The sequence below is a fragment of the Blastopirellula marina genome, from assembly GCF_002967715.1.
Lineage (GTDB): Bacteria > Planctomycetota > Planctomycetia > Pirellulales > Pirellulaceae > Bremerella > Bremerella marina_B.
On record NZ_PUIA01000016.1, the window covers coordinates 371,074 to 395,399 of the forward strand.

Below are 24,326 nucleotides of genomic sequence, written 5' to 3' on the forward strand. Positions count from 1 at the left end.
CATTTCGGAGAATGTCAATGGAAGCGATGATCGATTTGTTTTTGGGGCTCGAGCGGATGTCGCCAGGCAGCCATGAAACGACGGCTAAGGCGTTTCATACTGCCGCACAAGATCACGAAATTCAGACCATTGTCGAGTTCGGTTGCGGCAGCGGAATCTCGACGTTGGAACTTGCCCGGCAAAGTGGTGCTTCGGTTGTCGCGATTGATAATAGTTCCCCTTTCTTGGATCAATTGAAGCAGAAGATCGATCAGGCAGGGCTCGGCCAGCAAGTTCAAGTCCGCGAGCAAAGCATGGATGTTGCCTGGCCAGAAGGAACTCAGTTCGATTTGATCTGGTGCGAAGGATCGGCCTATGCCATCGGGGTCGAGAACGCCCTGCGGCAATGGCTTCCACTATTAAGCCCAGGCGGGCGAATTGCCCTGAGCGACCTGGTGTGGATCGACCCCAACCCGGACGAGGAGGTCCAGCAGTACTGGAAAGACCAAGGGGAAATTCTGAGGTACCCAAACGATACGCGAGCGCTTTTTACGTCGCTCGGGTACCAGATGATCGACGATTTTGTCTTTCCGGATCGCGACTGGCAGAACTACTACCGGCCGCTCAAGAATTACTTGCCGCAGTGGAAATCGGCATATTCTGACCCGGAAAATGCCGGAATGGTCGACCAGATGTTTCAAGAAGAGATGCGGATGTACGACCAGTTCGGGACGCAATATGGGTATGCATTTTTCATCGCCCAGCGTGCTCCGTGAGTTCGAGATTGCTTCGGCGTCGTGCTATGATGAAATAATCTCGAATATTTCCCCCTGGAGATTAAGTCATGCTGCGCGGTCTGTTGAGCGTATTTCTTCTACTTTTATCGTGTGGTTCTCTGCTGGCTGCTGAGAAGCCAAACTTCGTGTGGATCATGTCCGAGGACAACTCGAGCCATTTTCTCTCGTTGTTCGATTCCACCGGTGCGCAGACACCCAACATCGAGGCCCTGGCACAGCAAGGTCTCATCTACGAGCACGCTTTCTCGAATGCTCCAGTTTGCAGCGTGGCACGCACCACGTTGATCACGTCGTGTTATGCTCCACGCATCGGGACATTTCATCACCGCCGAAGTTTCATGGTGCCGATGCCGGAAGGGGTGAAGATGTTCCCCGCTTATCTGCGCGAAACAGGGTACTACACCACCAACAACAGCAAGGAAGACTACAACGCGAAGAAGTCGGACGATGTCTGGGATGATTCGTCGCGCAAGGCGAGTTGGAAGAATCGCGCGCAAGGCCAGCCGTTCTTCCATGTGCAAACCTTCACTACCACGCACGAAAGTTCGCTTCACTTTCCGGTCCAGGATGTACAAAACAAACCGACCAAGACCGATCCGGAAACCGTGTTTGTCCCACCGCATCATCCTAAGACCGAGACTTTCAAGTACACCTATGCTCGATACCACGATCGCATTCAGGATGTCGATCAGCAGATCGGAGAGTTGGTCGATCAGTTGAAGCAGGATGGTCTGCTCGAAAGTACCTTCATCTTCTACTTCGGCGACCACGGCGGCGTGCTGCCTCGCGGCAAGGGTTATGCCTACGAGACCGGCCTGCACGTTCCGCTGGTCATCCGTGTGCCGGAGAAGTTTCGCGATCAAATGCCGGAGAAGATTGGCAGCCGAATTCAATCGTTTGTCAGCTTTGTCGACTTCGGACCCACGGTCCTGAATCTGGCTGGGGCGAAGATTCCCGACGGGATCGACGGGCATGCCTTCCTGGCACTGGGGAACGCTCAGTTGATGGAAGTGGACGAGTCGTTCGGGTACGCCGATCGCTTTGACGAGAAGTACGATGTCGTGCGAACGCTTCGTAAGGGGAAGTACCGCTATGTTCGCAACTTTCAGCCGTTCAACTTTGACGGTCTGATGAATAACTATCGCTACAAGATGGCAGCCTACCAAGAGTGGCGCGAACTTTACGATGCCGGTAAGCTGAACGAAGTTCAAGCTCAGTTTTTCAAGACACGGCCAGCCGAGATGCTTTTCGACGTCGAGGCCGATCCGTACGAGACGAAGAACCTGGCGGACGATCCTGCCCATGCCAAAACATTGTCCGTTATGCGAGGGGCACTGAGTATCATGCTGAAGGGCATGCCAGATCTTGGTTTCTATCCGGAAAACTACCTGGCTGCCCATGCGGCGGACAACCCGGTAGCATTCGGCCAGCAGCATAAAGACGAGATCGCCAAGTTGATCGAGACGGCGAATCTAGAGGTGCTCTCGTTCGATGAAGCTCGTCCGCGGTTGGAAGAAGCCCTGGCTTCATCCGATCCGTGGCAGCGCTACTGGGGTGTGATCGCTTGCACCTCGCACGGCAAGACAGCATCGCCACTGGTGAAGCAATTGGAAGCGATCGCTACTTCCGACCCCGAGAACCTGGTACGCGTCCGTGCGGCGGAGTATCTGGCTTTGCATGCAAATGTGAACCCGGTGGCCGTTCTCAAGAAGGCGATTGCCGATGCAGAGACCGCGACCGAAGCGAACTTGATTCTTAACACGGTCGTTCTTTTGCAGGATGGCCAGCCTGGCTACGAATTCAACTTCCAGAAATCGGACTTCAAGCATTTGAAGGGAGATCGGGGAGAGTTGAATCGACGGTTGGAGTATCTCACCGAAAAGTAACGCGGCTGCGCGACGGCTGGAACAACAGTTGGCAGCGCATAAAAAAACGTCCGAGTCACTTCAGAATGACTCGGACGTCTGAGAGATCATCGACTCGATGTCGAGGCTTAGTGCAGCCAGATCGCTTCTCGCGGGGTTTCACCCCCGAAGGAGAAGTTCTCGCTGGACTTGACTTCTTCGGCTCGGATGATTGGTGCCAAGGTGGCCCGTTCAACCGGAGCAGCTGCGTGACCGGCTGGTTTAATCAAGCCGCCGGTGTTGGTCGAGGCCGAACGCAGCGGGTTGTTCATGACCGGCAACGAAGTGGTTCGTGCTGTTGGAGTAGTGTCCACTTCGGCAGGCGTTGGCACTTCGATCTTCTCGACCGAGGGAGCCACTTCGCCGTCGGCAGGCTTGGCAACCAGGGTGTTGCCGGCTTGCTTGGGCTGACCAATCACTGCTTCGTTGATCACGTAGTTGTGATGAGCGGCACGCTTGTTCAAGTCACGCATCAGGGCGTCGTTGTAAGCCTTTTGCGGCCATGGGCCTTCAGCCAACGAGATCTGGTAGAACTCTAGCAACGAGCCCTTCTCGAAGTGCATGTTCTTGATGGCCAGGGCGTAGTCGATACGGGCCTGGTTGAACAAGGCACTCGAGTCGATCACACGACGCTGGGCTTCCAAGAGCAGGTCGATCGGAGCCTTGCCGGCTTCGTAGCTTGCTCGGACGGTTGCCTCTTGAGCGTTGGCAGCTTCGCGGCGATTGAACAGCAGTTCCATGATCTCGTAGGCACGCTGAATTTCGGCGTACGTGTTGGAGAGACCATACATGATCTGCTTTTCTTGTTCTTCTTTGATTGCTCGGGCTCGTGCCAAGGCCAGTTCGCTGCTGCGGACAGCCGAGTGAGCACGGCGGAAGCCGATTGGCATCTCGAATTCGACGCCGAGTTGGTATTCAGCAAAGTCCCCATCGGTCAGGCTCTGCAGGGCACCAGCTTCGCCAGGAATGCTGCTTTGATCCGAAAGGGTCGGGCCAAAGCCACGCTGACGGTAGCGAGCGATCAAGTCCAGGTTCGGCATCAGGAAGTTGCGGTTGGCCAGCAGTTCCAGTTCACGCTGCTTGATAACCCACTTCTGACGGCGAAGTTCGGAGCGTCGAGCGAGGGCTTCGGTGGCAACGGCATTCCAGTCGAAGTTAACCTTGGCAACCGGTGCTTCGGTAACCGGACGAATCAGGCGGCCGTTGGTCTGGGTCAGGCCCATCATAAATCGCAGGCGACGTTCACAGACACGGACACCACCTGGGTTGTTGAAGGTACCGCCGAGCGAACCGTTGTTGTCGCGAGTACGTTCGACCAGACGGCCATTCAAAGCGTTGACCACTTCGACTTCAAAGCGGAAGTACTGTTCGCGAGCTTGAGCTTCGGTATCCGCCGACTTCTTGTCTGCTTCGACGTTGGCGTAGGCTTTCTTCCAGACTTCCAGCACGTTGTTGCGTGCGTTGATTTTGACGTCCAGGTCGCGGTAGGCGAAGAACAAGTCCCAGTAGGCGTTTTCGACGTCGCTCACCAGGTTGCGGACGGCGATCTCGAAATCAGCCAGGCTGATGTCGGTACGTGTGCGAGCGATCAGAACACCGTTGGCAAACCCAGGTTCGCCATTGGGACCCGCGATACGGTTGAACATGACACCGGCACCTTGCAACAATGGCTGGCGCATTTCGGCGTCGATGTAAGTATCCCACCCGGCACTGAAGATCTTTTGTGGATTGTTGTTGTAGTCGTACTGAGTAATCCCACGCAACGACACCAAACCACCGGTCGCGTTACGCTTGCTCAGGTTGACTTCGTAGTTGTGAAGGTCTTGTTGGAAGAAACCGTTGTCGCCGACGGTGAAGTTGTTCACGCGGCGATCGTTGGATTCAAAGTAGGCGCTGGCACCGAAGGTGGCGTCGAACGCACTCAATGCAGCTTCTTCACCGAAGCGTCCATCGGTGTAAACGATCGCGGGATCGTACATCGAGACAAGTGCTTCAGGGCTACGTAGAACACCGCCGAGGTCTTTCATGACCTGCGAATTCTGCAGAGCCAGGCGAACGGCTTCTTCCAAAGAGAGGTCCCAGTAACCAGATTCCAGGTCGATGTTGTCCGGATTGATCGCATCGGGCGAATCTGGAATTTCAAGCCAGTCTTCGTCCTCGCAAACGCTGGGGACAGGGTCTTCGATCTTGAGGCCGCGATCTGCGTACTCAGAAATCAGACACTCATCGTAAGCAGGCGGATCCGGGCAGTCGTAGTTGTTCCAGCACGGATGTAAACAGCCGCTCAGACCAGTGGTCATACAAGTGCTTAAAACTACAAACCAATGCGTGTAGCGACGTAGCATCGCTAATTCCCTCCTGGGGTCGATCGTGCGGACAAACTGGCCGTCGTAAAACTGGGTACGGTCGTTTTCGCGAGGATGTCGGTGGTTCTATCTCCGGCTCTGGGTCGAGCCGGCTGGGTCGATAGCACCACGCTTATGGGTTGAATCCTCCTGGTTCATTTTCGGCTGTGGCAAATCTTAAACTCAATAAAACCCGTACTTTCTGAGGATCTGGTAGGAACGCTATCATGCATCCAACGGCTAGCACCGCTCTTTTGCGGCATACTGTTTTCGTAACCGTCAAACTCGGCCGATGACGATAGCAATTGATCCGATTGCACCGTCGACCGATTGGAATGATTTTGCTGGCTGGTATACTCACGAAAGGTGGAGCGTTCAGGCGATGGGGGTTGCCTGGACAATTCGACTCCATTAACGGCCACACGATAATCCGCTGGCCGGACTAAGAACCAAGGGGGAAGTATGAATTCCAAGGGGTGGAATTCCGATTCATCTGGCGACGACCAATCTCGGAAAGAGAATGCCGAGAGTGCTTGGTCGATGGAGGACGTTCTGCGCCGGACTGCCGATTCGGGCCAGGCCGACGATGTCCTGGAAACGATCAAGCACCTGAAGGGTAGTCACCCTCAAGCCAAGCCGCACGAGATCGATACGATCACGCGTTTTGTCTTGGCTCTGCTCAAGCGTCGTTATCCGGATCTTCCGCTGAAGAGTGAAAAGGTCCTCACTATGGCCTCGACGATTGCCCAGTCATTGGTCGAGGACCCCGTGGCTAGTGAACGTATGCGACTCCTATGGTCCCAGTTGAGTTGAGCCATGACCACTGAAGCGACCCAACTCGAGCAACGCATTCAAGAAAACCAGGGTCTGGTGATTTCGCTGGCGAAATCAATCCACCGCAAGTTGCCCCCGCAGATCGGTATGGACGATCTAATTGCCTACGGACAGCTTGGTTTGGCCGAGGCGGCCCAGTCGTTCGAGGACGACAAAGGGGCAAGTTTCTCGACGTTTGCGTACTATCGTATCCGGGGTGCCATTTACGACGGCATCTCGAAGATGAGCTGGAATTCCCACGCCGCTAGAATGCAGAATAAGTATCAGCAAATGGCTGCCGATACGCTGCAAGCCGATGCCTCAGAGGGAAGTGCGTCGTCGGCTACCGCTCAGGAAAATGCCAAATGGCTGTGCAACCTGACGGAAAAGCTGGCTGTCGTCTATTTGGCCAGCCATGGAGAGGAAACGCAGCACGCATTCCAGGCCGTCGCAGATGCTCGGACACAGCAACCGGCCGAACAGCTTGAGAATGAAGAGATTCAAGGTCTGCTCCAGAAACTGCTACAGACGTTGGCACCCCACGAGCAGGAATTGATTCGGATGACCTATTACGAAGGTTATAGCCTGAAAGAGGCCGCCGACCATCTAGGTAAAAGCAAGTCGTGGGCTAGTCGATTGCACCAAGCCATCTTGGAGCGACTTGCCAGGGCTTTGCGTCAGACGACCTAGAGCGGGGCCTAGTGTAGGGTTAAAGCGTAGCGATTAAATCGATCGGAATGATTCGCACCACTGAGGATTGCCGAGAAAGAGGGTAAGGAGACTTTTGACGACGATTCGGCCGAACCCATTCCGCCGGAATAAATTAGTTGAAGTTCCTAGATTGACACTTATACTTTCGCGGCGAATTTGTTCCCCAGTCCGTTCGAGATGAACCGCCATGGCATTTCCGCAAGTACTCGATATAGAATCGCTGACCAATCCGATCTCAGAGGAAAGCCCTAGCGGCGTCGAGCTTCGCAGCTCGGAGCATGCCAACGAGTTTTTCGATCTTCGCGAGATCTTCAATCAGTCGAACAAGGCCGAACGTGATATCCAGACGGCCATGGCTTTTCCGGACGAGGAATTCCCAGACCTGAAAGATCCGGAATGGGAGGACGTTCGGGATCGCTCGATCCATATTCTGAGCAGTTACTCGAAGGACGTCTCGGTCGCTTCCTGGCTGATCGAAGCCGTCATGCGAATGGACGGTATTCCCGGACTGCGGGATGGCTTCAAGTTGATGCTGGAGTTGGTTCGTCGCTACTGGGACAACATTCACCCCGAGCCAGACGAAGACGAAGGGTATGCCGAGACCGTCTCGCAGTTAACCGGTTTGACGAGTGATCGCTCGTACGGCGTACTCGATAATCTTCCGCTTACCAACGGCGGAGGGGGGAGGTACTCCCTCTTTGATTTCAACGAAGCAAACCGTATCGATGGAATGGATTCCGACGACAAGCAGCGTCGAATTGCGGAAGGAGCTATCGAACGTCACACCTTCGACGAATCATTTCGCGCGACATCTCGGGATCACTGGAACAATGTGATCGAAGATCTCGATACGCTGATCTCCACGATTCGGGAACTGGAAACGTACCTGGACGAGCGATGCTTGCGAAATTCGTACGGGGAAGAGACCGCTCCGTCGATGACATCGTTTCGTCAGCGACTCGAATCGATTCGCTCGACGGTCCAGCAATTGATGGCCGAACTGCTGCTGGACGAAGTGGGCGATACGCCTGATGCAGCGACCGACGATGCGGACGAAGGGGGCACGGTCGTGCAGCAAAAAGGGCCAGCCGGTCCGATTCAAAGCCGAGCCGATGCGATCAAGATGATCCGCAAGGCGGCTGAGTATTTCCGCAAGACCGAACCGCAATCGTTCATTTCCTTTAAATTGGAACAAGCAGCCCGCTGGGCCGAAATGCCCTTTCCTGAACTGCTCAAAGAGTTACTTCGAGACGACAGCGCCATGGGCGAATTGCATCGTCGAACGGGGATACCGATACCCGAGGACGAAAGTGGATATTAATGAAATTCCTCTAATATCTTGCATTCATTGATTGAAATCTGTCCGCATATTTCCGAAATTGAAGGCAGGTTTAAGTTTGGGCAAACTTGGCCAGTGACGATGCGTGCTGTCCATTGGGGCTGCAAACGGCTTTTCACTAACGCATCTAATAGAACTGACATTGAGGGGAAACGATGGCTGAAAGTTATCAAAAGAGGCTCAACCGCGTCCGCAAGCCCCGCGTCCACATCACCTACGACGTGGAAACGGGCGACGCGATGGAAAAGAAAGAGCTTCCGTTCGTCGTGGGTGTCATGGGGGACTTCTCCGGCAACCCGTCTGAAAAACTGGAACCGCTTAAAGAACGCAAGTTCGTCCAGATCGATCGCGATAACATCGATGACGTAATGAAGCGTTTTCGTCCCGAACTGAACATGCGGGTGGACAACACACTGGCAGATGACGGCTCGCAAATGGCCGTGAATTTGAAGTTCGAGTCGATGGACGACTTCAGTCCAGCCAATGTCGCCAAGCAAGTCGAACCACTTAAGAAACTGCTCGCCACGCGCGATAATCTTCGCGACTTGTTGACCAAGATCGATCGTAGCGACGATCTGGAAACGCTCTTGGAGCAGGTAATGAACGACGCAGATCAACTGAAGAAGTTGGCCGGCGAACTGGGCGTTAACGAATCGGGTGAAGCCGGTAAGGGGGATAGTTAATTATGAGTGCAGGCGAACAACAATCCGCCCAATCGGCGGCACAAAACGAAGAGGCCACCAGCCTGCTGGATGCCGCGATCACCGCGACCAAGCAGACCGAGCAACCGCGAGCCAAGGAGTTGATTCAAACTCTGGTTCAAGAGGCCATGAAGGGGACGGTCACCTTCGACAAAGACATCATTCGCACGATCAATCAAGGGATTGCCGCGATCGATGAGGCCGTGTCGAAACAACTCGCAGCCGTGATGCACCATCCCGAATTCCAGAAGCTGGAAGGGAGCTGGCGCGGCTTGCATTATCTGGTCAGCAACAGCGAAACGGGCGAAATGCTCAAGCTTCGCGTGCTGAACGCTTCGAAGAAGGATATCTCGAAGGACCTGGAACGTGCCGTCGAATTCGACCAGAGCACGCTTTTCAAGAAGGTCTACGAAAGCGAATTTGGTCTGGCCGGTGGTACGCCTTACGGTGCCCTGATCGGCAACTACGAATGGGACAACACCCCGGACGATATCGCCGCATTGGAAAAGATGTCGGGCGTTGCCGCTTCGGCGTTTGCTCCGTTTTTGACGGCACCGAGTGCGAAGTTCTTCGGGTTCGACGACTGGGAGGAACTCTCCAAGCCGCGCGATCTGGCGAAGATCTTCGACTCGCAAGAGTACATCAAGTGGAATTCGTTCCGTCAGTCGGAAGACTCCCGCTTCGTGACGATGTGCATGCCGCGTACCTTGGCTCGTTTGCCTTATGGTGCCGCGACCAAGCCGATCGAAGAATTCAACTACGAAGAAGTGGAAACCGGTCCTGGTGGTCAGCCGATCGAAGTCGATCACGGCGAGTACTGCTGGATGAACACGGCATTCGTGATGGGTGCCAAGTTGACCGACGCATTCGCCAAAACCGGCTGGTGCACTGCTATCCGCGGTGTCGAAAACGGCGGTAAGGTTGAAGGTCTGCCGGTTCACGTCTTCAAGAGCAGCGACGGCGACTCAGGCGTCAAGTGTCCGACGGAAGTGGCGATCACTGATCGTCGTGAAGCGGAATTGAGCAAGCTGGGTTTCCTCTCCCTCTGCCACTTTAAAGACACCGACTACTCGGTCTTCTTCGGCGGTCAGACAACCCAGAAGCCGAAGCAATACCACGATCCTGATGCGACGGCCAATGCCGAGATCTCGGCTCGCTTGCCGTACATTATGGCATCGTCTCGCTTCGCGCATTACCTGAAGGTGATCGCCCGAGACAAGATCGGTTCGTTCATGGAACGAGACGATTGCGAACGTTGGCTGAACGACTGGATTCACAACTACGTTTGTGCCGACGAACGCCCCAGTGCCGAAGTCAAAGCTCGTTTGCCACTGGCCCAAGCACGCGTGGAAGTCACCGAAACGCCCGGCAAGCCCGGTTCGTACAACGCGGTGGCCTACCTGCGACCTTGGCTGCAAATGGAAGAATTGACCGCCTCGCTCCGCATGGTGGCATCGATTCCGCAGAAAGCAGGCTAGTCTGCTGCGATAGGTAAGCAATCCCAGAGGCACATTGGGGAACCGCTCCTCTGTGCCTCTTTTTTTACCCTCTTCTCTGCGCGATGTTGCAATGAGTGCCGAGTTTCAGTCGCAACCCGAAGAGTATGCCGAGGTGCCCGCCGAGCAGGCATCGCCGGTTGAAGAATCTAGCGCGCCGAGCGAAGAAGCCTATTCCGGTTCGATCCTGGATTGGATCGTTTCCAACGAGAACGTCCAGCAATCCAATCGGGCAGCTCATCGCTGGGACGAATTCATGAACGCCGATAACGTTCGTGAAAAGCTTATTGCCTGGCTAGGCAAGATCGACGGGCTCTCGAAGAAGTCGATCGTGCTTCGTCTGAACGCCGATGTCGCTCAGATCGATCAATGGCTCACCGATCAGCTGAACGCCGTCCTGCATCATCCTCAGTTTCAAAAGCTGGAAGCTTCCTGGCGAGGTCTCGAGTACCTGACCAACATGGTCGACGACGAGGCCGATCGCGAACGCGTTATTATTCGTGTGCTCAATGCGAGCTGGAAAGATGTCGAACGCGACATCGAACGCGCGGTTGAGTTTGATTCAAGCGAACTGTTCAAGAAGATCTACGAGGAAGAATTCGGTACTGCTGGCGGCAAGCCGTTTGGCGTGATGATTGGGGACTACGAGATTCACCCTAACCCGACTAGAAATCATCCTCACCGTGATCTGGATACCCTGCAAGGACTCGCAGGCATCGCCGCTGCGGCTTTTTGTCCATTCATTGCCAGTGCCAGTCCCACGATGTTTGGTCTGGACGAGTTTACAGGGCTCGAACATGTCGAGAACCTGCGATCCGGCTTTGATCAGGCCGAGTTCACCCAGTGGCATGCATTTCGCAAAACGGATGACGCGAGGTTCGTCGGGCTTGTCTTGCCGCGGGTCTTGATGCGATTGCCGTACGAAACGTTTGATGCCAGGGCCGATGGTTTTAGTTTTCGAGAAGAAGTCGGCGGTCGCGACCGTCGTAATTATCTGTGGGGGAACGCCTCGTATGCGTTTGCCGAAGTCTTGATTCGAGCTTTCTCGGAATGTGGTTGGCTGGCTCAAATTCGCGGCGTGCAACGAAACGTCGTGGGGGGAGGGCTGGTGAGCCGCCTGGCCGTCCATCACTTTGGTACGGATCGCTACGGGGTAGCTCCGAAGTCGTCCACCGACTGCATTATCTCGGATCGGCAGGAAGCGGAACTGGCCCATCTGGGTTTCATTCCCCTTACGCGATGTCATGATACCGACTTGAGCGCCTTTTACTCTAACCAGACCGTACAAAAACCCAAGGTTTACGAAGACGAGGCGGCTACCCAGAACGCAAAAATCTCGGCCATGCTGCAGTACATTTTGTGCACATCGCAGTTTGCCCATGCACTGAAGGTAATAGCGCGGGACAAAGTCGGTACTTTTGAGGATCGCGAAGCGGTCGAGCGTTTCTTGAACGACTGGATCCATGAATATGTCACGCCGGACGAAAAGGCCAAGCCGGCAACCAAGGCCGCGCGGCCACTGCGTCAGGCTGAGATTCGATTGCGGGACGACCCGGGAAAACCAGGTTCGTACCGCTGCACGTTCAAGCTTTGGCCGCATTATCAACTGGATGACCTGGTTGCTTCGATTCGCATGAAGACCAATATCGAAGGCCGCCGGAAATAAGCTTACAATCCATCATTGGCTGAGAATCAACTTCGGGGGGAAGCGTATGAGCATCGGCGAACAACTAAAAGCGGGGCAACTGAATGAAGCCATCGATGCGGCCATTCAGGATGTCAAGAAGAAGCCCATGCAGTGGGACTTGCGAATCGCATTGGCCCAGTTGCTTTGCTTGCGTGGAGATATCGAGCGAGCCGACAACCACCTGGAAACGGCCCAGATTCAATCTCCCGATGCGATCCTTCGCATCTCGATGTATCGCCAGATGATTCGCGGCGAAATGACCCGCAACGAATGTTGGCAGCAAGGACGTACGCCAGACTTGATGCAGAATCAAGAACCGACCCCGCTGGTCGAGAAGAACCTTCGTCTGATCCTCGCCCTGCGAGAGAACAACATGGAGGAAGCGGCTCAGCTGGTCAACGAAATCGAAGAAGAACGTCCGATTGTGAAGGGCACATGCGACGGTGTCGAATTTGAAGACATCCGCGACCAGGATGATCGGACGGCGTTCTTTCTGGAAACGATCACCAGCAACGGGAAGTATTTCTGGATTCCATTCGATGCGATCGATTCGGTCGAGTTTCATGCCCCTGAGCAGCCGTGCGACTTGATCTGGCGGCGAGCGACGATGAACGCCTACGGCCAGGAAGGGGACGTTTTCATCAACGCACTCTACCCAGGCAGTTCTCAAAGTGAAGAGATGACGCACAAACTGGGACAGAGCACTGCCTGGCTAGGGGAAGAAGGAGAGCCTGGTCGCGGACTCGGCCAGCGAATGCTTTGGCTTGGTGAACAAGAAAAGTCGATCATGGAGATCGGTACGCTGGAATTCACTCATTAAGTTCTTCATAGACGGGAAACGACGATGTCCAGAGGGAATCCGGATGAAGAACCACTCATGCCGTCGGTCTTCGATCGCTTGATTGATAACGATCCATTCAACTCTCGCGAGGCACCGCATTCGCAAACGCAGACCATGCGGGAGATTCGCGAATCCGTGATGCGCGATCTGGAAAACCTTTTGAACACGCGTTGGCGCTGCAAGTCATGGCCGCCACAGCTGAACGAACTGAACAACTCGTTGATCAACTATGGGATTCCCGATTTCTCGTCGATCGACCTGAGTTCCGACATGGACCGCGACTCGCTACGCGAGGCGATTGAATTTGCGATCCGCACGTTTGAGACGCGTTTCGTTTCGGTGCATGTCGAAATCCCTGAGAAGAGCAGGTCTGAGGACCGGACGCTGCACTTTATCATCCGGGCCGAACTCCACGCGACGCCAGCACCGGAACCGATTGTGTTTGATTCGAAGCTGGAGCCATCGGATCATCTATTTCATGTCAGACGGAAGGATCGATGAGCGACGAACTGCTCGAATTTTACCGCCGCGAACGCGCTTACCTGTTAGATCAGGGCAAAGCATTTGCTCGGGCCAACCCGAAGATCGCCAGTCGACTGGGCCTTGGTGGAGACGACTTTAAAGATCCACACGTTGGCCGACTGGTTGAATCATTCGCGTATCTTAACGCACGAACGCGACTCAAGCTGGAGGATGACTTTCCCGAGATCGCCGCATCGATGCTGGAGGTTCTCTTCCCGCATTTGCTGCGTCCGATTCCCTCGATGTCGGTCGTTCAGTTCGGGCTCGATCGTGCCCAGGTCGAAGCGGTCAATGGCTTTCAGGTTGCCAAGGGAACCAGCCTTGAGACGGAGCCGATCAACGGCGATCCGTGTCGTTTTCGGACTTGCTATCCGGTAACGTGTTGGCCGATCGAAATCAGCGATGTCAGCATGATGAGCCATCCCTTCGAGGCTCCGCAGACACCTTACAACGCGGAAGCATCCGCGATGATCCGAATCGGCCTGAAGAGCTTCACTTCGACGATCGACCTGAGCCAATTGAAGTTGAAAACGCTGAGATTCTTCATCAAAGAACAAGCACCCTACAAGTTCGATTTGTACGAACTGTTGATGACCTCGGTCGTGGGTGTCGCGGTAGCCCAGAACCACAAATCAGCCGAGTTTCAAATGCTGGGACGCAATTGTATCCAGCCGGTGGGGTTCAGTCGGGACGAAGGGATGTTCGATTACCCGGCTCGATCGTTTCTGGGGTATCGTCTGCTAACGGAGTTCTTTACCTTTCCCGATAAGTTTCTGTTTTTTGACCTGAACATGGAGTCGGTTTTGAAGAAGATCGGCGGCGGGCAGGCCGAGATCTATATCTTCTTGAAGCAAGGGAACTCCGACCTCGAACGCCGGCTCCAGGCGGATAACCTGCGGATCGGTTGCACGCCGATTACCAATCTCTTTCGACAGGAGGCCGAACCGATCCGGCTGACGCACGAAAAGACCGAGTATCACGTGATTCCAGATTCGCGGCGGCCGTTCGCGAATGAGATTTACTCTATCGACGAGGTCACTGCCGTTTCGCAGGATCATCGCGAGGTAAGTTACCATCCGTTCTATTCGTTCAAGCATTCTTCTGAGTCGCATGATGCGGAAACGTACTGGCACGCGACACGCCGGCCGAACCCTGGTGGCGAGGAAACGGGGGATCAAGGTACCGAACTGTTCCTTTCCGTGGTCGACCTCAACTTTAATCCCAGTGCCGAGCAGCAGTGGAGCTTGCATGCAGACCTGACGTGTTTCAACCGGGATCTGCCCGAGCGGCTTCCATTTGGGGGCGACCAGCCGAAGCTGAGCATGTCAGGTTTGGCACCCATTACCAAAATCAAATGTCTGCAGCCTCCTACGCCTACGCGACGTCCAGATGTCGAGCAGGGGATCCGGTGGCGATTGATTTCCCATTTGTCGCTGAATCACCTTTCGCTGAGCGACGATACGGAAGGTTCGCATGCGTTGCGGGAAATCCTGGGCTTATACGACTACGTCGATTCGGGTGTAAGCCGAGCCTATATCGAAGGCATTGATTCGCTGCGAAGCGAACCATGTACGGCACGCGTGAAGACACCCAATGGAACCGTATTCTGCCGTGGTACTCGCCTGCATGTCACCTTTGACTCAAGTAGTTACACCGGTGGCGGTATGTTTTTGATGGCGAGTGTGTTAGAGCGATTCTTCGCCCTGTATTGCACGATCAATTCATTCACCCAGACGGTCATGCATGACGAGACCGGAGAGGAGATCTATCGTTGGGCACCGAGGGCCGGCGAAAACGTGCTACTGTAGCCAATCGCCTCATCGAACAGCCTTACCAGTTCGACTTTTTCCAGGCGATGCGGCTGCTGGAAAAGATGGCTCAGGAAGATCCTGAGACCTACCCGAACTGGAAACCGATTGGACAAGATGGACCGCCCCATCGCGAGTTGGTCCAGCTGAAGGTCTTGTGCGCGCGGACCTTTCCTCCCAGCGAAGTTGCTTCGATCGTTCGCCGCCGCCCTGATGCGGAAGATGCACCTCCGGAAGGGGAACCTCCCTTCACGATGACCACGACCTTCATGGGGGTTTTCGGTGCCCAAGGGGTGATGCCGCTGCATTACACGCAAACCATTCTCGATCGCGTCCGCCGTAAAGACTTTGCGCTGCGTGACTTTATTGATCTATTTCACCACCGCATTTTGTCCTTCTTCTATCGAGCTTGGGAAAAGTATCGTTTTCCCATTGCTTTTGAAAGGGCTCGACGCAATTCGCTGAAGCCTAAGGAACTTGATCTCTTTACCGAGACGTTGTACGCACTGGTCGGGATGGGAACCCACGGCATCCGAGATCGACTGCTGATCGACGATGAAACCTTTCTGTACTACGCCGGGCACTTCGCCCACCGGCCACGCTCGGCGCTCGGGCTTCAACAGATCCTGGAAGATTACTTCTCGTTTGATGTCGTCGTGCAGCAATACACAGGGCACTGGTTGTATATCGACCCAGCCGATCAATCGCGATTGCCTGATTCGGCTGGCATACTCGGCGGAAACAATCGGCTGGGGGAAGAAACAGTCATAGGGCATCGTATGTGGAACTGTGAAACACGGTTCCGCCTGCGGATTGGTCCTGTCGATTACCGACAGTACCAGCAACTGATGCCCAGCGGTGATCAACTAGGCGAGGTTGCCCAGCTGACACGAACCTATGTGGGGAATTCATTGGATTTTGATATCCAACTGGTGTTAAAAAATTCAGAGGTTCCTCAATGCATCTTGGGGAGCGAGGAAGACCCCTGTTTTTTGGGGTATAACATGTGGTTGCGGGTTGGCGAATTTGTCAACGACGTAGAAGATGCGGTGTTCCAGCACTCGGGGTACCCGCTGGGAACCACAGGCGCATCGGGGAAATAGAAGATCAATTCGAGAGCGAGTTGGCAATTCGAGAACGAATTGGGGCATGTCGGATCAACTAGGGAAACATTCAAAGATTGAATTGAAAGGGATCGACCTACCATGGCATCCGTGAACTTGAAATCGTTGGTGGGGAAACTTAACGGAACTTGTCGGCGCACCTTGGAAGCTGCGGCGGGGTTGTGTCTCTCGCGAACGAATTACAACGTCGAGATTGAGCATTGGTTGACCAAGGTATTGGAAACCCCGAACACCGATCTCGACGCGATCATGCGAAACTACGAGATCGATCCCAGTAAACTGGTCACCGAATTGACCAGGGCAATGGATAAGCTGAAGACTGGCAATGCCCGGCCACCGGCACTCAGTCAAACCGTCGTCGACCTGGCCCGCGATGCGTGGCTGTTGGCCTCGGTCGATTATCTCGAGCCGAGTGTCCGCACGGGGCACCTGATCGTGGCCATGCTTTCCGATCGGATCACGGCCCAGGCAATTCTTTCTAGCTGCCCCGAGTTCGAGAAGATCAGTCTGGAGGACCTGAAGACCCATCTCGCGAAGATAACGGCTGAAACTTCAGAAGAGGATGAGTCGCAAGCCTCGCTGGCGACGGCCCCGGCCAGCGGCGGCCCAGGTGGTGGTCCCGCGAGACCAACCAAGACACCGGGACTCGATCAATTCACGGTTGACCTGACCGAAAGAGCTAAAAAGGGAGAGATCGATCCGGTCCTGGGACGCGATGACGAGATCCGTCAGATTGTCGATATCCTTTGCCGTCGTCGCCAAAACAATCCGATTCTGACGGGTGAAGCAGGCGTTGGTAAAACGGCTGTGGTCGAAGGGTTCGCCCTGCGAGTCGCTGCCGAAGACGTGCCGGATGCGCTAAAGAACGTTTCGATTCGTACGCTGGATCTTGCTTTGCTACAGGCCGGTGCCGGCGTGAAAGGTGAATTCGAGAACCGCCTGAAGTCCGTCATCGAAGAGGTTAAATCGTCCCCTAAGCCGATCATCCTGTTCATTGACGAAGCCCACACGATGATTGGTGCCGGCGGTCAGGCAGGCCAAGGCGACGCGGCGAATCTGCTGAAGCCAGCTTTGGCCCGTGGCGAACTGCGTACGATCGCCGCCACGACCTGGGCCGAGTACAAGAAGTACTTTGAACGGGACGCCGCGCTGGCTCGTCGTTTTCAGGTTGTTAAAGTCGAAGAGCCAAGCGAGGACAAGTGTATCGGTATGATGCGTGGGCTCGTGTCGACGCTCGAGCATCACCACAACGTTCGTATCTTGAACGAGGCCGTCGAATCTGCGGTCAAGCTTTCTCACCGATACATTTCCGGTCGACAGTTGCCGGACAAGGCGGTCAGTTTGCTTGACACGGCATGTGCACGGATTGGTCTGAGCCAAAACTCGACTCCTCCGCAAGTCGAGCATCTGACTCGGCTAATCGACCGAATCGAAACGGAAGTCGAGATCCTGAATCGAGAAATGGCATCTGGGGCTGAAGGACACGAAGCCACGATTGCCGAACTTGAGGAACAAAAGAAAGCTTCCGAAGAGAACCTGGAAACGCTTACCAAGCGATGGGAGCAGGAAAAGGAGTTAGTGAATCAGATCCGCGAGCTTCAGGATGAATTGGCCGAAGATGACGTAAAACGTCGAAAGCCAGTTGTCGAAGGTGAGCCCAAACCTGAATTGCTGACCGACGCGAAAAGAGACGAGATCAAGCAGAAGGTTAAGAAAGAGCAAGCCGAACTGCTGGAGATCCAAGGAGAATCGCCGCTGGTGCATATCTGTTGCGATACCAACGCCGTTGCAGAAACGGTTGGCTCCTGGACCGGTATTCCGGTAGGACGGATGGTTGCCAACGAGATTGCGACTGTCCTGAAGCTGCAAGATTTGATGGAAGAAAGTGTGGTCGGCCAGTCGCACGCGATGCTGCAAATTGCCGAAAGCATCAAGACCTCGCGGGCCAATCTCGAAGATCCGAATCGACCGATCGGGATCTTCCTGCTGGCCGGTACCAGTGGTGTTGGTAAAACGGAAACAGCGTTGACGCTGGCCAACCTGCTTTACGGTGGCGAGCAGAACATGACCACGATCAACATGTCAGAGTTCAAAGAAGAGCACAAAGTGTCGCTTCTGATGGGTTCGCCTCCTGGTTACGTTGGCTATGGCGAAGGTGGCGTGCTGACCGAAGCCGTTCGTCGCAAGCCGTATAGCGTGATCCTGCTGGACGAGATGGAGAAAGCACACCCCGGCGTGCAGGACATCTTCTACCAGGTGTTCGACAAGGGGCACATGAAAGATGGTGAGGGACGCGATATCGACTTCAAGAACACCGTCATTATCATGACCTCGAACGCCGGTACGGACTTGATCATGAGTCTGTGTAAAGATCCTGAAACTCGTCCCGATCCGCAGGGGTTGCATGACGCCATGCACGAGGAACTTCTGAAAACGTTCAAGCCTGCCTTCCTGGGGCGTATTTCGATTATTCCATACTTCCCGCTCGATGACGCAGTGATGAAGAAGATCATCCGTCTCAAGTTGAAGAAGGTGGGACGTCGCGTACACGATCACTATCGAGCAACGTTCGACTATTCCGAAGCATTGGTAGATGCCATTGCTGCCCGCTGCACGGAAGTCGACACAGGTGCTCGTAACGTCGACAAGATTCTAACCCGAACGCTGTTGCCTGAGATGTCGGGCGAATTCCTCTCACGCATGGCCGAGGGGAAGGAAATCAAGTCCGCGGAGGTCGATGTCGACAAGGACGGCAACTTTGTCTACACGATCGGGTAGGCTGGTAGTACCGATTAAGTCGGTTGGCTAACCTCTGACGATTGTTCCAACGGCAGCGATTCGCTGCCGTTTTTTTATGGACCTTTTGCCCTGTTTCGCTCGTCAAATCGGGGGACTTGCGCGCTTTGCGTTTATAGTGAATCCTCGTTTGCCCCCGGAAGGGGACATGTCTCCGCTGAAAAGCATTTGCCGCGATTGACCGATTTTCTGATAATTCAGGTTTGATCCTTACTTGGTAAGGACGTCTAGAGGACAAGCGTTCTACGCGAACCATGGAATCATCGTTGCATCATCAAGACGCACCGCGAACGGCAGACGAGGCACGGCGTCGCATCGAGTCGCTGCTCGACGAAGTGGCCGATCTGTCGGACTTGGCGATTGCGCCCGATGTCTTCTTTGGCCAGGTTCTCGACCGCGTGACGTTCGCCACTTCGGCAATCGGAGCCGCCGTGTGGACGAAGAGCCCCAACGGGCATTTGCTTTTAGCCCACCAGACCGATCTTCAGCAGTGTTATCCGACTGGGCAAGCCGCCAAAGCCCTGAGTGACGACGAAGCCCACCTTTTTCAAATCTTCAATCGGCGTGAAGCAGACATCGTACCTGGCAGCCAGACGGTGCAGCCGAAGTACGATATCGTCGCTGTTCCGCTTCAAGTGGCAGGGGAAGCTTGGGGGGTTATGGCCCTCTATCAGCCTGCTAACCTGGCCAAGTCGGTACGACAAACGTACCTGCGGATCACGCATGCATTTGCTGAAGTAGCACAGCATTATCAACAGCAAGCCTTGCTGCGGGACTTCCAGCAGCATCAGTACGACTGGAAACGGCAGCTCGATTTCGCCAGCCTCGTTCATACTGATCTTTCGTACGACAAGACGGCCTACCGCATTGCCAACGAGGCTCGCAATTGCCTGGAGGCCGATCGGGTCGCGGTACTATCTGCTCGCGGATCCAAATGCCGTATCGAAGCGATCTCCGGCGTAGACAAGCCGCACCGTAGATCCAACACGGTGCAAAAGCTTGAAAAGCTTGCGTCAGCGGTTGTCGGATCGAAGCAAACACTGCTCTACACGGGCGAAACGGAGAACCTGCCCCCTCAGATTGAAGAGGCTTTGCTCGAGTACCTGGAAGAAACGCCGTCGAAGGTTCTGGCAATTGTTCCTCTACAAGTAAGCAATCCAATTGACGACGACGACGAGAAGAAGCCTCTGCGAGCCAGCGAACCGGTCGGAGCGATTGCTATCGAGAGTATCGAGCAACTCAACGGGCACGAACTGCTGCATCGTGCTGAACCGATCATCCAGCACGCTACCACCGCACTGGGCAATGCCCGGGCCTATCGTCAGTTGCCATTTGCTTCTGTGCTGATTCCGCTGAGAAATGGCCTGGCAACGATCGGTTGGTACCGACTGCCGACAACCCTCAAAGTTGTCATTCCCCTATTGGTGATCATCGCTGCGCTCTTTCTGATTCCAATGGACTTCTCGATCGAGGTTCACGGGCAGTTGGTACCGGCGGTTGAACGCAACGTGTTTGCTCCGTCGGATGGCTATGTCGAAGAGATTTTCGTTAAGCATGGCCAACCCGTCGAGAAAGCCGCACCGCTTATGCAATTGCGGTCGAATGAATTTAATCTGCAGCGAGCCGAGATCGTCGGGCAATTGCAAACGGCTCAGGCAGAGCTTGATGCCATCCTCGTAAAACGCTCTCAAGGTATGCGACGCGATCCACGCGCCGAAAACCGCACGCCAGAGTCATTCGAGAATCTTTCTGCCGACCAATTGAAACTGACCAAGCAGATCGAGAACCTGATCCAACGCCGCGATCTGCTGCAGAAGCGTGAAGATGAACTGAAACTGCTGAGTCCTATCAATGGCCAGGTCCTCGACTGGGAAGTCGAACAGGTTCTTGCGGCCAGGCCGGTTAGTCGCGGCGAATTATTGATGAAGGTTGCCGATATCGACGGCCCATGGGTGTTGGACTTGGAACTGCCTGACAAGCGGACCTATCACGTGGTCAATGCACAGAACCAATCGAAAGAACCGCTTGCTGTGCGATTTCAGTTGGTGAACGAGCCCGGCAAAACCTACCGAGGGGAGCTGAAATCAGCTGCTTCGATTGTGGATTTGGACGAAAACTCGGAAGAACCCTTCGTGCCGCTGGAGGCGGAGATTGATAAGTCCGAAATCCCGCATTTGCGTCATGGGTTAAGCGTTGTTGGCCGCATCGAGTGCGGCCAGCGTTCGGTTGCCTATGTGTGGACCTATCAGTTGGTAGAAACCGTTCGCCGCTATTTGTTCTGGTAATCACTTTTAGTTCTGCAAGATCCAAAACGAGATTGATTCATGACAGGGAAACGAAAGTTCACAAACGCAGTGTTGGGTTCACTCGTCATGCTGCTCTGCGCAGTTCCCGTGATCGCTCAAGACATTGAAGTCTCGGCGACGCTGTTGAAGATTATTGAATCGGTCGAGATACCTGCCCAGCAGTCTGGCGTCCTGAAGATGGTCAAAGCCCAGGAAGGGACCATCGTCGATCGTGGGGAAGTGATCGCGAAGATCGACGACGAAGAAAAGATCCTGGAAGTCGAAAAGGCAAAGGTCGACTTTGATATCGCTTCTCGAGAAGCGAAGAACGACGTGAATATTCGTTTTGCCAGGAAAAGCCTGGAAGTCGCGGCGGCAGAGCTGATGCGTTCGGAAGAAGCGCTATCTATCGCCGAAAAGAGCGTTTCACAAACCGAGATGGATCGCCTTCGCTTGCTGGTAGAGAAGAGCCGCTTAGAGATTGAACAATCGGAAGAGAAGACCGCGATCGCGAAGCTAACGGCCCAACTGCGAGATGCCGAACTGCAGATCGTCAAAACGCAGTTGAAAAAGCATCAAATTGAATCGCCAATCCAGGGAATGGTGGTCGCTGTCTTTCGTCGTTCAGGCGAATGGGTCGAGACGAGTGATTCGGTGGTTAAGGTGGTCCGTATCGATCGCTTGCGGGCGGAAGGGTTTATTCGCAATGAAGAAGCGATGATCGAACTGATTGGCTCCAAGGCGACCGTCACTGTCGAGATTCCCAATCGGGAGCCTATTCACGTAGAAGGGGAAGTGACATTTGTCGATCCGGAAGTCGATCCGGTCAATGGTCAGGTGCGGGTTTGGGTCGACTTGGAAAACGAAGATCTTAAGCTGCGACCCGGCCTTCGCGCTTCGATGACGATTCAACCGAAGCAGTAAAGGCACTTCTCAGTGGCGACGGCGACCATCCAGTCTGAAACGAACTTGCGCAGCAAGGTCCGAGTTCGTCCCGACTTGATCTACGCTCGAAGGACGGAAGACGGGGACGAAACCTGGGTTGTAAAAGATCCTGTTACGCTCCGATATTTTCACTTCGGTCCGTCCGAGGTTTACATCATGCGGCGGATCGATGGCCGGAACTCACTGGCATCGATCAAAGAGGAATATGACGAAGAGTTTGCCCCGCATCGTATCTCGCAGCAGGAAATCCTCGGCTTTTGCCACAGCTTATATCAGCGAGGCCTATTAGTGGCCCCGGCCGAAAACCAGGCCGAAGGACTGCTTGAGCGTCGACAGAAACAGGCCTGGATGCAGCGAGCCAGCTTGCCACTGCAGGTGTTGTCGATTCGGTTGCCAGGCGTCGATCCCGAGCGATTTCTGGCAGCGACTCACCATGCTGTGGATTGGCTTTTTCATCGTGCAACGGTCGCGATTGTCTTGCTTTGTGCCGCCATGACACTGCTTTTGGGGCTGATTAACATCGAGGCGATCACGGCCCGCTTGCCGCAGGAGTCGCAATTTTTTCGCGGCGAGAATCTCGTCGTGCTGGTGATCACGTTTGCCCTGGTCAAAGTGCTGCACGAACTGGGGCATGCCTATTGTTGTAAAGCGATGGGTGGAGAGTGCCATCAGATTGGTATTCTACTGATGGTGTTCACGCCGGCGATGTACTGCGACGTATCCGACGCATGGCTCTTTCCGAGGCGATGGCAGCGGGTGTTTGTCTCTGCAGCAGGGATGTACGTTGAAGTCATTCTGGCCACGATTGCATTCGTGCTCTGGTTTTTCTCGGAGCCCGGTGCGGTTAGCGACTGGCTATTGAACGTGGTGTTTGTTTGCGGCGTGAGCACCGTCTTGGTGAATGCTAACCCGCTGCTGCGATACGATGGCTACTACATCTTGTCCGATATCCTGCATCTGCCGAACTTGAGCTCGCGCGCGACTGATGCATTGTGGTCGCCCATCAAGAACTGGTTCTATCGATATCCACGACATGTCATGCCAGAGCCACGTGCGACAACACTTCGTACATACGCGGTTTTGGCGATTATCTATCGCACGATGGTCTTTGGGTTCATCTTTTGGTTTCTCTACAAGGCCTGTCGGCAGAACGACATATTGCCCCTTTGGCATATGGTTGCGGCGACATTTGTCATTGGCCTGTTGCTGAAGCCTGCGATCAGTTTCGTTCAATGGTTAAGGAGACCAAAGGGAAGGGGAGATGCCATGGTGAAAGGCCGAGTCGCTATCGCTGTTGTAGTTGTTGTGCTGGTCGGCTGCGGGCTTGGCATGATCCCGGTGCCATCGCGAATACATGTGCCGGTCATTTCCGAAATCGATTCCGATCATCGCGTCTACGTGCAGGTTGACGGACGTGTGGTCCAGACGACCGCCGCGGAAGCAAGTGTTGCCCAAGGGGACGTTTTGGCGGTTCTGAAGAATGAGGACATTGAAGCCGACCTGCTGGTGACCGATGGTGAAATCGCAATTCAGCAGCAACACTTGGACAGCTTGTTGCTGCGATCCAACAACAATCCCGAGGCCGCCGCGCAGATACCGACGGCCGAGTCTGCTCTGAAAGACCTTCAGCAGCGACGACAAGTCCTGCAACGCCAGTTAGATCAGCTAACCATCCGCGCGCCGGTCGATGGCGTCGTGATACTAGCTCCCCACAAGGATGCCAAGGGAGAATCGGATCGTTTTCTAGCGCAGTGGTCTGGCAGCGCTCTCGACGAGAAGAATCGAGGGTGCCTGCTCCAGCGTGGCGAACTCTTGTGCTTGATCGGAGACGCTGGTGCGCTACAGGCTCGACTGTTTGTCGATCAGGATCAGATTGAATTGATCCGTCCTGGCGATGCGGTGTCGATCTTATTCGACGGCAATTCGATTCATAGTATTCAAGGAACGGTAAAGGAAGTCTCTACGGATCAGTCCGTGCAAATTCCCCGTAACCTGACCGCGAATGCGGCACTTGGGCTGGAACGCAAAGAAGACGGCACCGTGGCCCTGATTGATGGCGCTTACTCGGTTACCGTCATGCTTGATGAAAGTTCGCCGAAAGAGATTCTGCCTGGCACTTGCGGCCGGGCGGTCGTTATCGGGCGAACGCAAACTCTATGGCAAATTGCGTCACGATTCATCCAGTTGAACTTCCGCTTCTTCTCTTAACTGAAGAAGCGGAAGCAAGTGACTC

Annotated in this window: 17 protein-coding genes; 16 read left to right on the top strand and 1 reads right to left on the bottom strand. The window is 54.6% G+C overall.

Annotation, left to right across the window (positions count from 1 at the left end; genetic code table 11):
* Positions 1-26: 26 nt before the first annotated feature.
* Together C5Y96_RS03390 and C5Y96_RS03395 are read left to right on the top strand one after the other, a co-directional pair.
* Positions 27-755, top strand: a complete 729-nt coding sequence (locus tag C5Y96_RS03390; RefSeq protein ID WP_158261075.1) for an SAM-dependent methyltransferase — start codon at positions 27-29, stop codon at positions 753-755.
* Positions 756-823: 68 nt separating this feature from the next.
* On the top strand, positions 824-2,662 hold the full coding sequence (locus C5Y96_RS03395; RefSeq protein WP_105350129.1) for a sulfatase-like hydrolase/transferase: 1,839 nt from the start codon (positions 824-826) through the stop codon (positions 2,660-2,662).
* 107 nt (positions 2,663-2,769) lie between these two features.
* Here the strand turns inward: C5Y96_RS03395 and C5Y96_RS03400 are convergent, their stop codons facing one another.
* Positions 2,770-4,980, bottom strand: coding sequence for a TolC family protein (locus C5Y96_RS03400; RefSeq protein ID WP_158261076.1), 2,211 nt, complete (start codon positions 4,978-4,980; stop codon positions 2,770-2,772).
* Between the two features lie 507 nt (positions 4,981-5,487).
* Here C5Y96_RS03400 and C5Y96_RS03405 point away from each other — a divergent pair.
* From C5Y96_RS03405 to C5Y96_RS03470, 14 genes are all read left to right on the top strand, one after another.
* Positions 5,488-5,838, top strand: coding sequence for a hypothetical protein (locus C5Y96_RS03405; RefSeq protein WP_105350131.1), 351 nt, complete (start codon positions 5,488-5,490; stop codon positions 5,836-5,838).
* Between the two features lie 3 nt (positions 5,839-5,841).
* The gene (locus C5Y96_RS03410) at positions 5,842-6,528 is read left to right on the top strand and encodes a sigma-70 family RNA polymerase sigma factor (protein ID WP_105350132.1); all 687 of its coding nucleotides are present in this window, start codon (positions 5,842-5,844) and stop codon (positions 6,526-6,528) included.
* Between the two features lie 208 nt (positions 6,529-6,736).
* Entirely contained in the window at positions 6,737-7,870 is a 1,134-nt protein-coding gene (gene tssA / locus C5Y96_RS03415; protein WP_105350133.1) for a type VI secretion system protein TssA, read from the top strand.
* 173 nt (positions 7,871-8,043) lie between these two features.
* Positions 8,044-8,571 carry a type VI secretion system contractile sheath small subunit gene (gene tssB / locus C5Y96_RS03420; protein ID WP_105350134.1) on the top strand — a complete coding sequence of 176 codons (528 nt, stop codon included), beginning with the start codon at positions 8,044-8,046 and terminating at the stop codon, positions 8,569-8,571.
* A gap of 2 nt (positions 8,572-8,573) precedes the next feature.
* Positions 8,574-10,067 carry a type VI secretion system contractile sheath large subunit gene (gene tssC / locus C5Y96_RS03425; RefSeq protein WP_105350135.1) on the top strand — a complete coding sequence of 498 codons (1,494 nt, stop codon included), beginning with the start codon at positions 8,574-8,576 and terminating at the stop codon, positions 10,065-10,067.
* Between the two features lie 91 nt (positions 10,068-10,158).
* Complete coding sequence (gene tssC / locus C5Y96_RS03430; RefSeq protein ID WP_105350136.1) at positions 10,159-11,751, top strand: type VI secretion system contractile sheath large subunit; 1,593 nt, start codon at positions 10,159-10,161, stop codon at positions 11,749-11,751.
* A 46-nt stretch (positions 11,752-11,797) separates the two neighbouring features.
* A complete protein-coding gene (locus C5Y96_RS03435; protein ID WP_105350137.1) occupies positions 11,798-12,592 on the top strand; it encodes a type VI secretion system accessory protein TagJ in 795 nt (264 codons plus the stop codon).
* Positions 12,593-12,616: 24 nt separating this feature from the next.
* A complete protein-coding gene (gene tssE, locus C5Y96_RS03440) occupies positions 12,617-13,114 on the top strand; it encodes a type VI secretion system baseplate subunit TssE (RefSeq protein ID WP_105350138.1) in 498 nt (165 codons plus the stop codon).
* A complete protein-coding gene (gene tssF, locus C5Y96_RS03445; RefSeq protein WP_105350139.1) occupies positions 13,111-14,943 on the top strand; it encodes a type VI secretion system baseplate subunit TssF in 1,833 nt (610 codons plus the stop codon). Before tssE ends, tssF begins: the two co-directional genes overlap by 4 nt.
* On the top strand, positions 14,907-16,046 hold the full coding sequence (tssG, locus tag C5Y96_RS03450) for a type VI secretion system baseplate subunit TssG (protein WP_105350140.1): 1,140 nt from the start codon (positions 14,907-14,909) through the stop codon (positions 16,044-16,046). The genes tssF and tssG overlap by 37 nt, the downstream gene beginning before the upstream one ends.
* Positions 16,047-16,148: 102 nt before the next feature.
* A complete protein-coding gene (tssH, locus tag C5Y96_RS03455) occupies positions 16,149-18,845 on the top strand; it encodes a type VI secretion system ATPase TssH (protein ID WP_105350141.1) in 2,697 nt (898 codons plus the stop codon).
* Between the two features lie 284 nt (positions 18,846-19,129).
* Positions 19,130-21,148 (top strand): efflux RND transporter periplasmic adaptor subunit, encoded by a 2,019-nt coding sequence (locus tag C5Y96_RS03460; protein ID WP_158261077.1) that lies wholly within the window; start codon positions 19,130-19,132, stop codon positions 21,146-21,148.
* A gap of 87 nt (positions 21,149-21,235) precedes the next feature.
* Complete coding sequence (locus C5Y96_RS03465; RefSeq protein WP_158261078.1) at positions 21,236-22,072, top strand: efflux RND transporter periplasmic adaptor subunit; 837 nt, start codon at positions 21,236-21,238, stop codon at positions 22,070-22,072.
* A gap of 12 nt (positions 22,073-22,084) precedes the next feature.
* The gene (locus tag C5Y96_RS03470) at positions 22,085-24,301 is read left to right on the top strand and encodes an HlyD family efflux transporter periplasmic adaptor subunit (protein ID WP_105350144.1); all 2,217 of its coding nucleotides are present in this window, start codon (positions 22,085-22,087) and stop codon (positions 24,299-24,301) included.
* Positions 24,302-24,326 lie beyond the last annotated feature (25 nt).

Coding starts and splice junctions, on each gene's coding strand:
- tssF (WP_105350139.1), top strand. CDS start 13,111: ATGAGCGACGAACTGCTCGAATTTTACCGCCGCGAACGCGCTTACCTG.
- C5Y96_RS03465 (WP_158261078.1), top strand. CDS start 21,236: ATGCTGCTCTGCGCAGTTCCCGTGATCGCTCAAGACATTGAAGTCTCG.
- tssC (WP_105350136.1), top strand. CDS start 10,159: ATGAGTGCCGAGTTTCAGTCGCAACCCGAAGAGTATGCCGAGGTGCCC.
- C5Y96_RS03395 (WP_105350129.1), top strand. CDS start 824: ATGCTGCGCGGTCTGTTGAGCGTATTTCTTCTACTTTTATCGTGTGGT.
- tssC (WP_105350135.1), top strand. CDS start 8,574: ATGAGTGCAGGCGAACAACAATCCGCCCAATCGGCGGCACAAAACGAA.
- C5Y96_RS03405 (WP_105350131.1), top strand. CDS start 5,488: ATGAATTCCAAGGGGTGGAATTCCGATTCATCTGGCGACGACCAATCT.
- tssH (WP_105350141.1), top strand. CDS start 16,149: ATGGCATCCGTGAACTTGAAATCGTTGGTGGGGAAACTTAACGGAACT.
- C5Y96_RS03435 (WP_105350137.1), top strand. CDS start 11,798: ATGAGCATCGGCGAACAACTAAAAGCGGGGCAACTGAATGAAGCCATC.
- tssE (WP_105350138.1), top strand. CDS start 12,617: ATGTCCAGAGGGAATCCGGATGAAGAACCACTCATGCCGTCGGTCTTC.
- C5Y96_RS03390 (WP_158261075.1), top strand. CDS start 27: ATGATCGATTTGTTTTTGGGGCTCGAGCGGATGTCGCCAGGCAGCCAT.
- C5Y96_RS03410 (WP_105350132.1), top strand. CDS start 5,842: ATGACCACTGAAGCGACCCAACTCGAGCAACGCATTCAAGAAAACCAG.
- C5Y96_RS03400 (WP_158261076.1), bottom strand. CDS start 4,980: ATGACCACTGGTCTGAGCGGCTGTTTACATCCGTGCTGGAACAACTAC.
- tssA (WP_105350133.1), top strand. CDS start 6,737: ATGGCATTTCCGCAAGTACTCGATATAGAATCGCTGACCAATCCGATC.
- tssB (WP_105350134.1), top strand. CDS start 8,044: ATGGCTGAAAGTTATCAAAAGAGGCTCAACCGCGTCCGCAAGCCCCGC.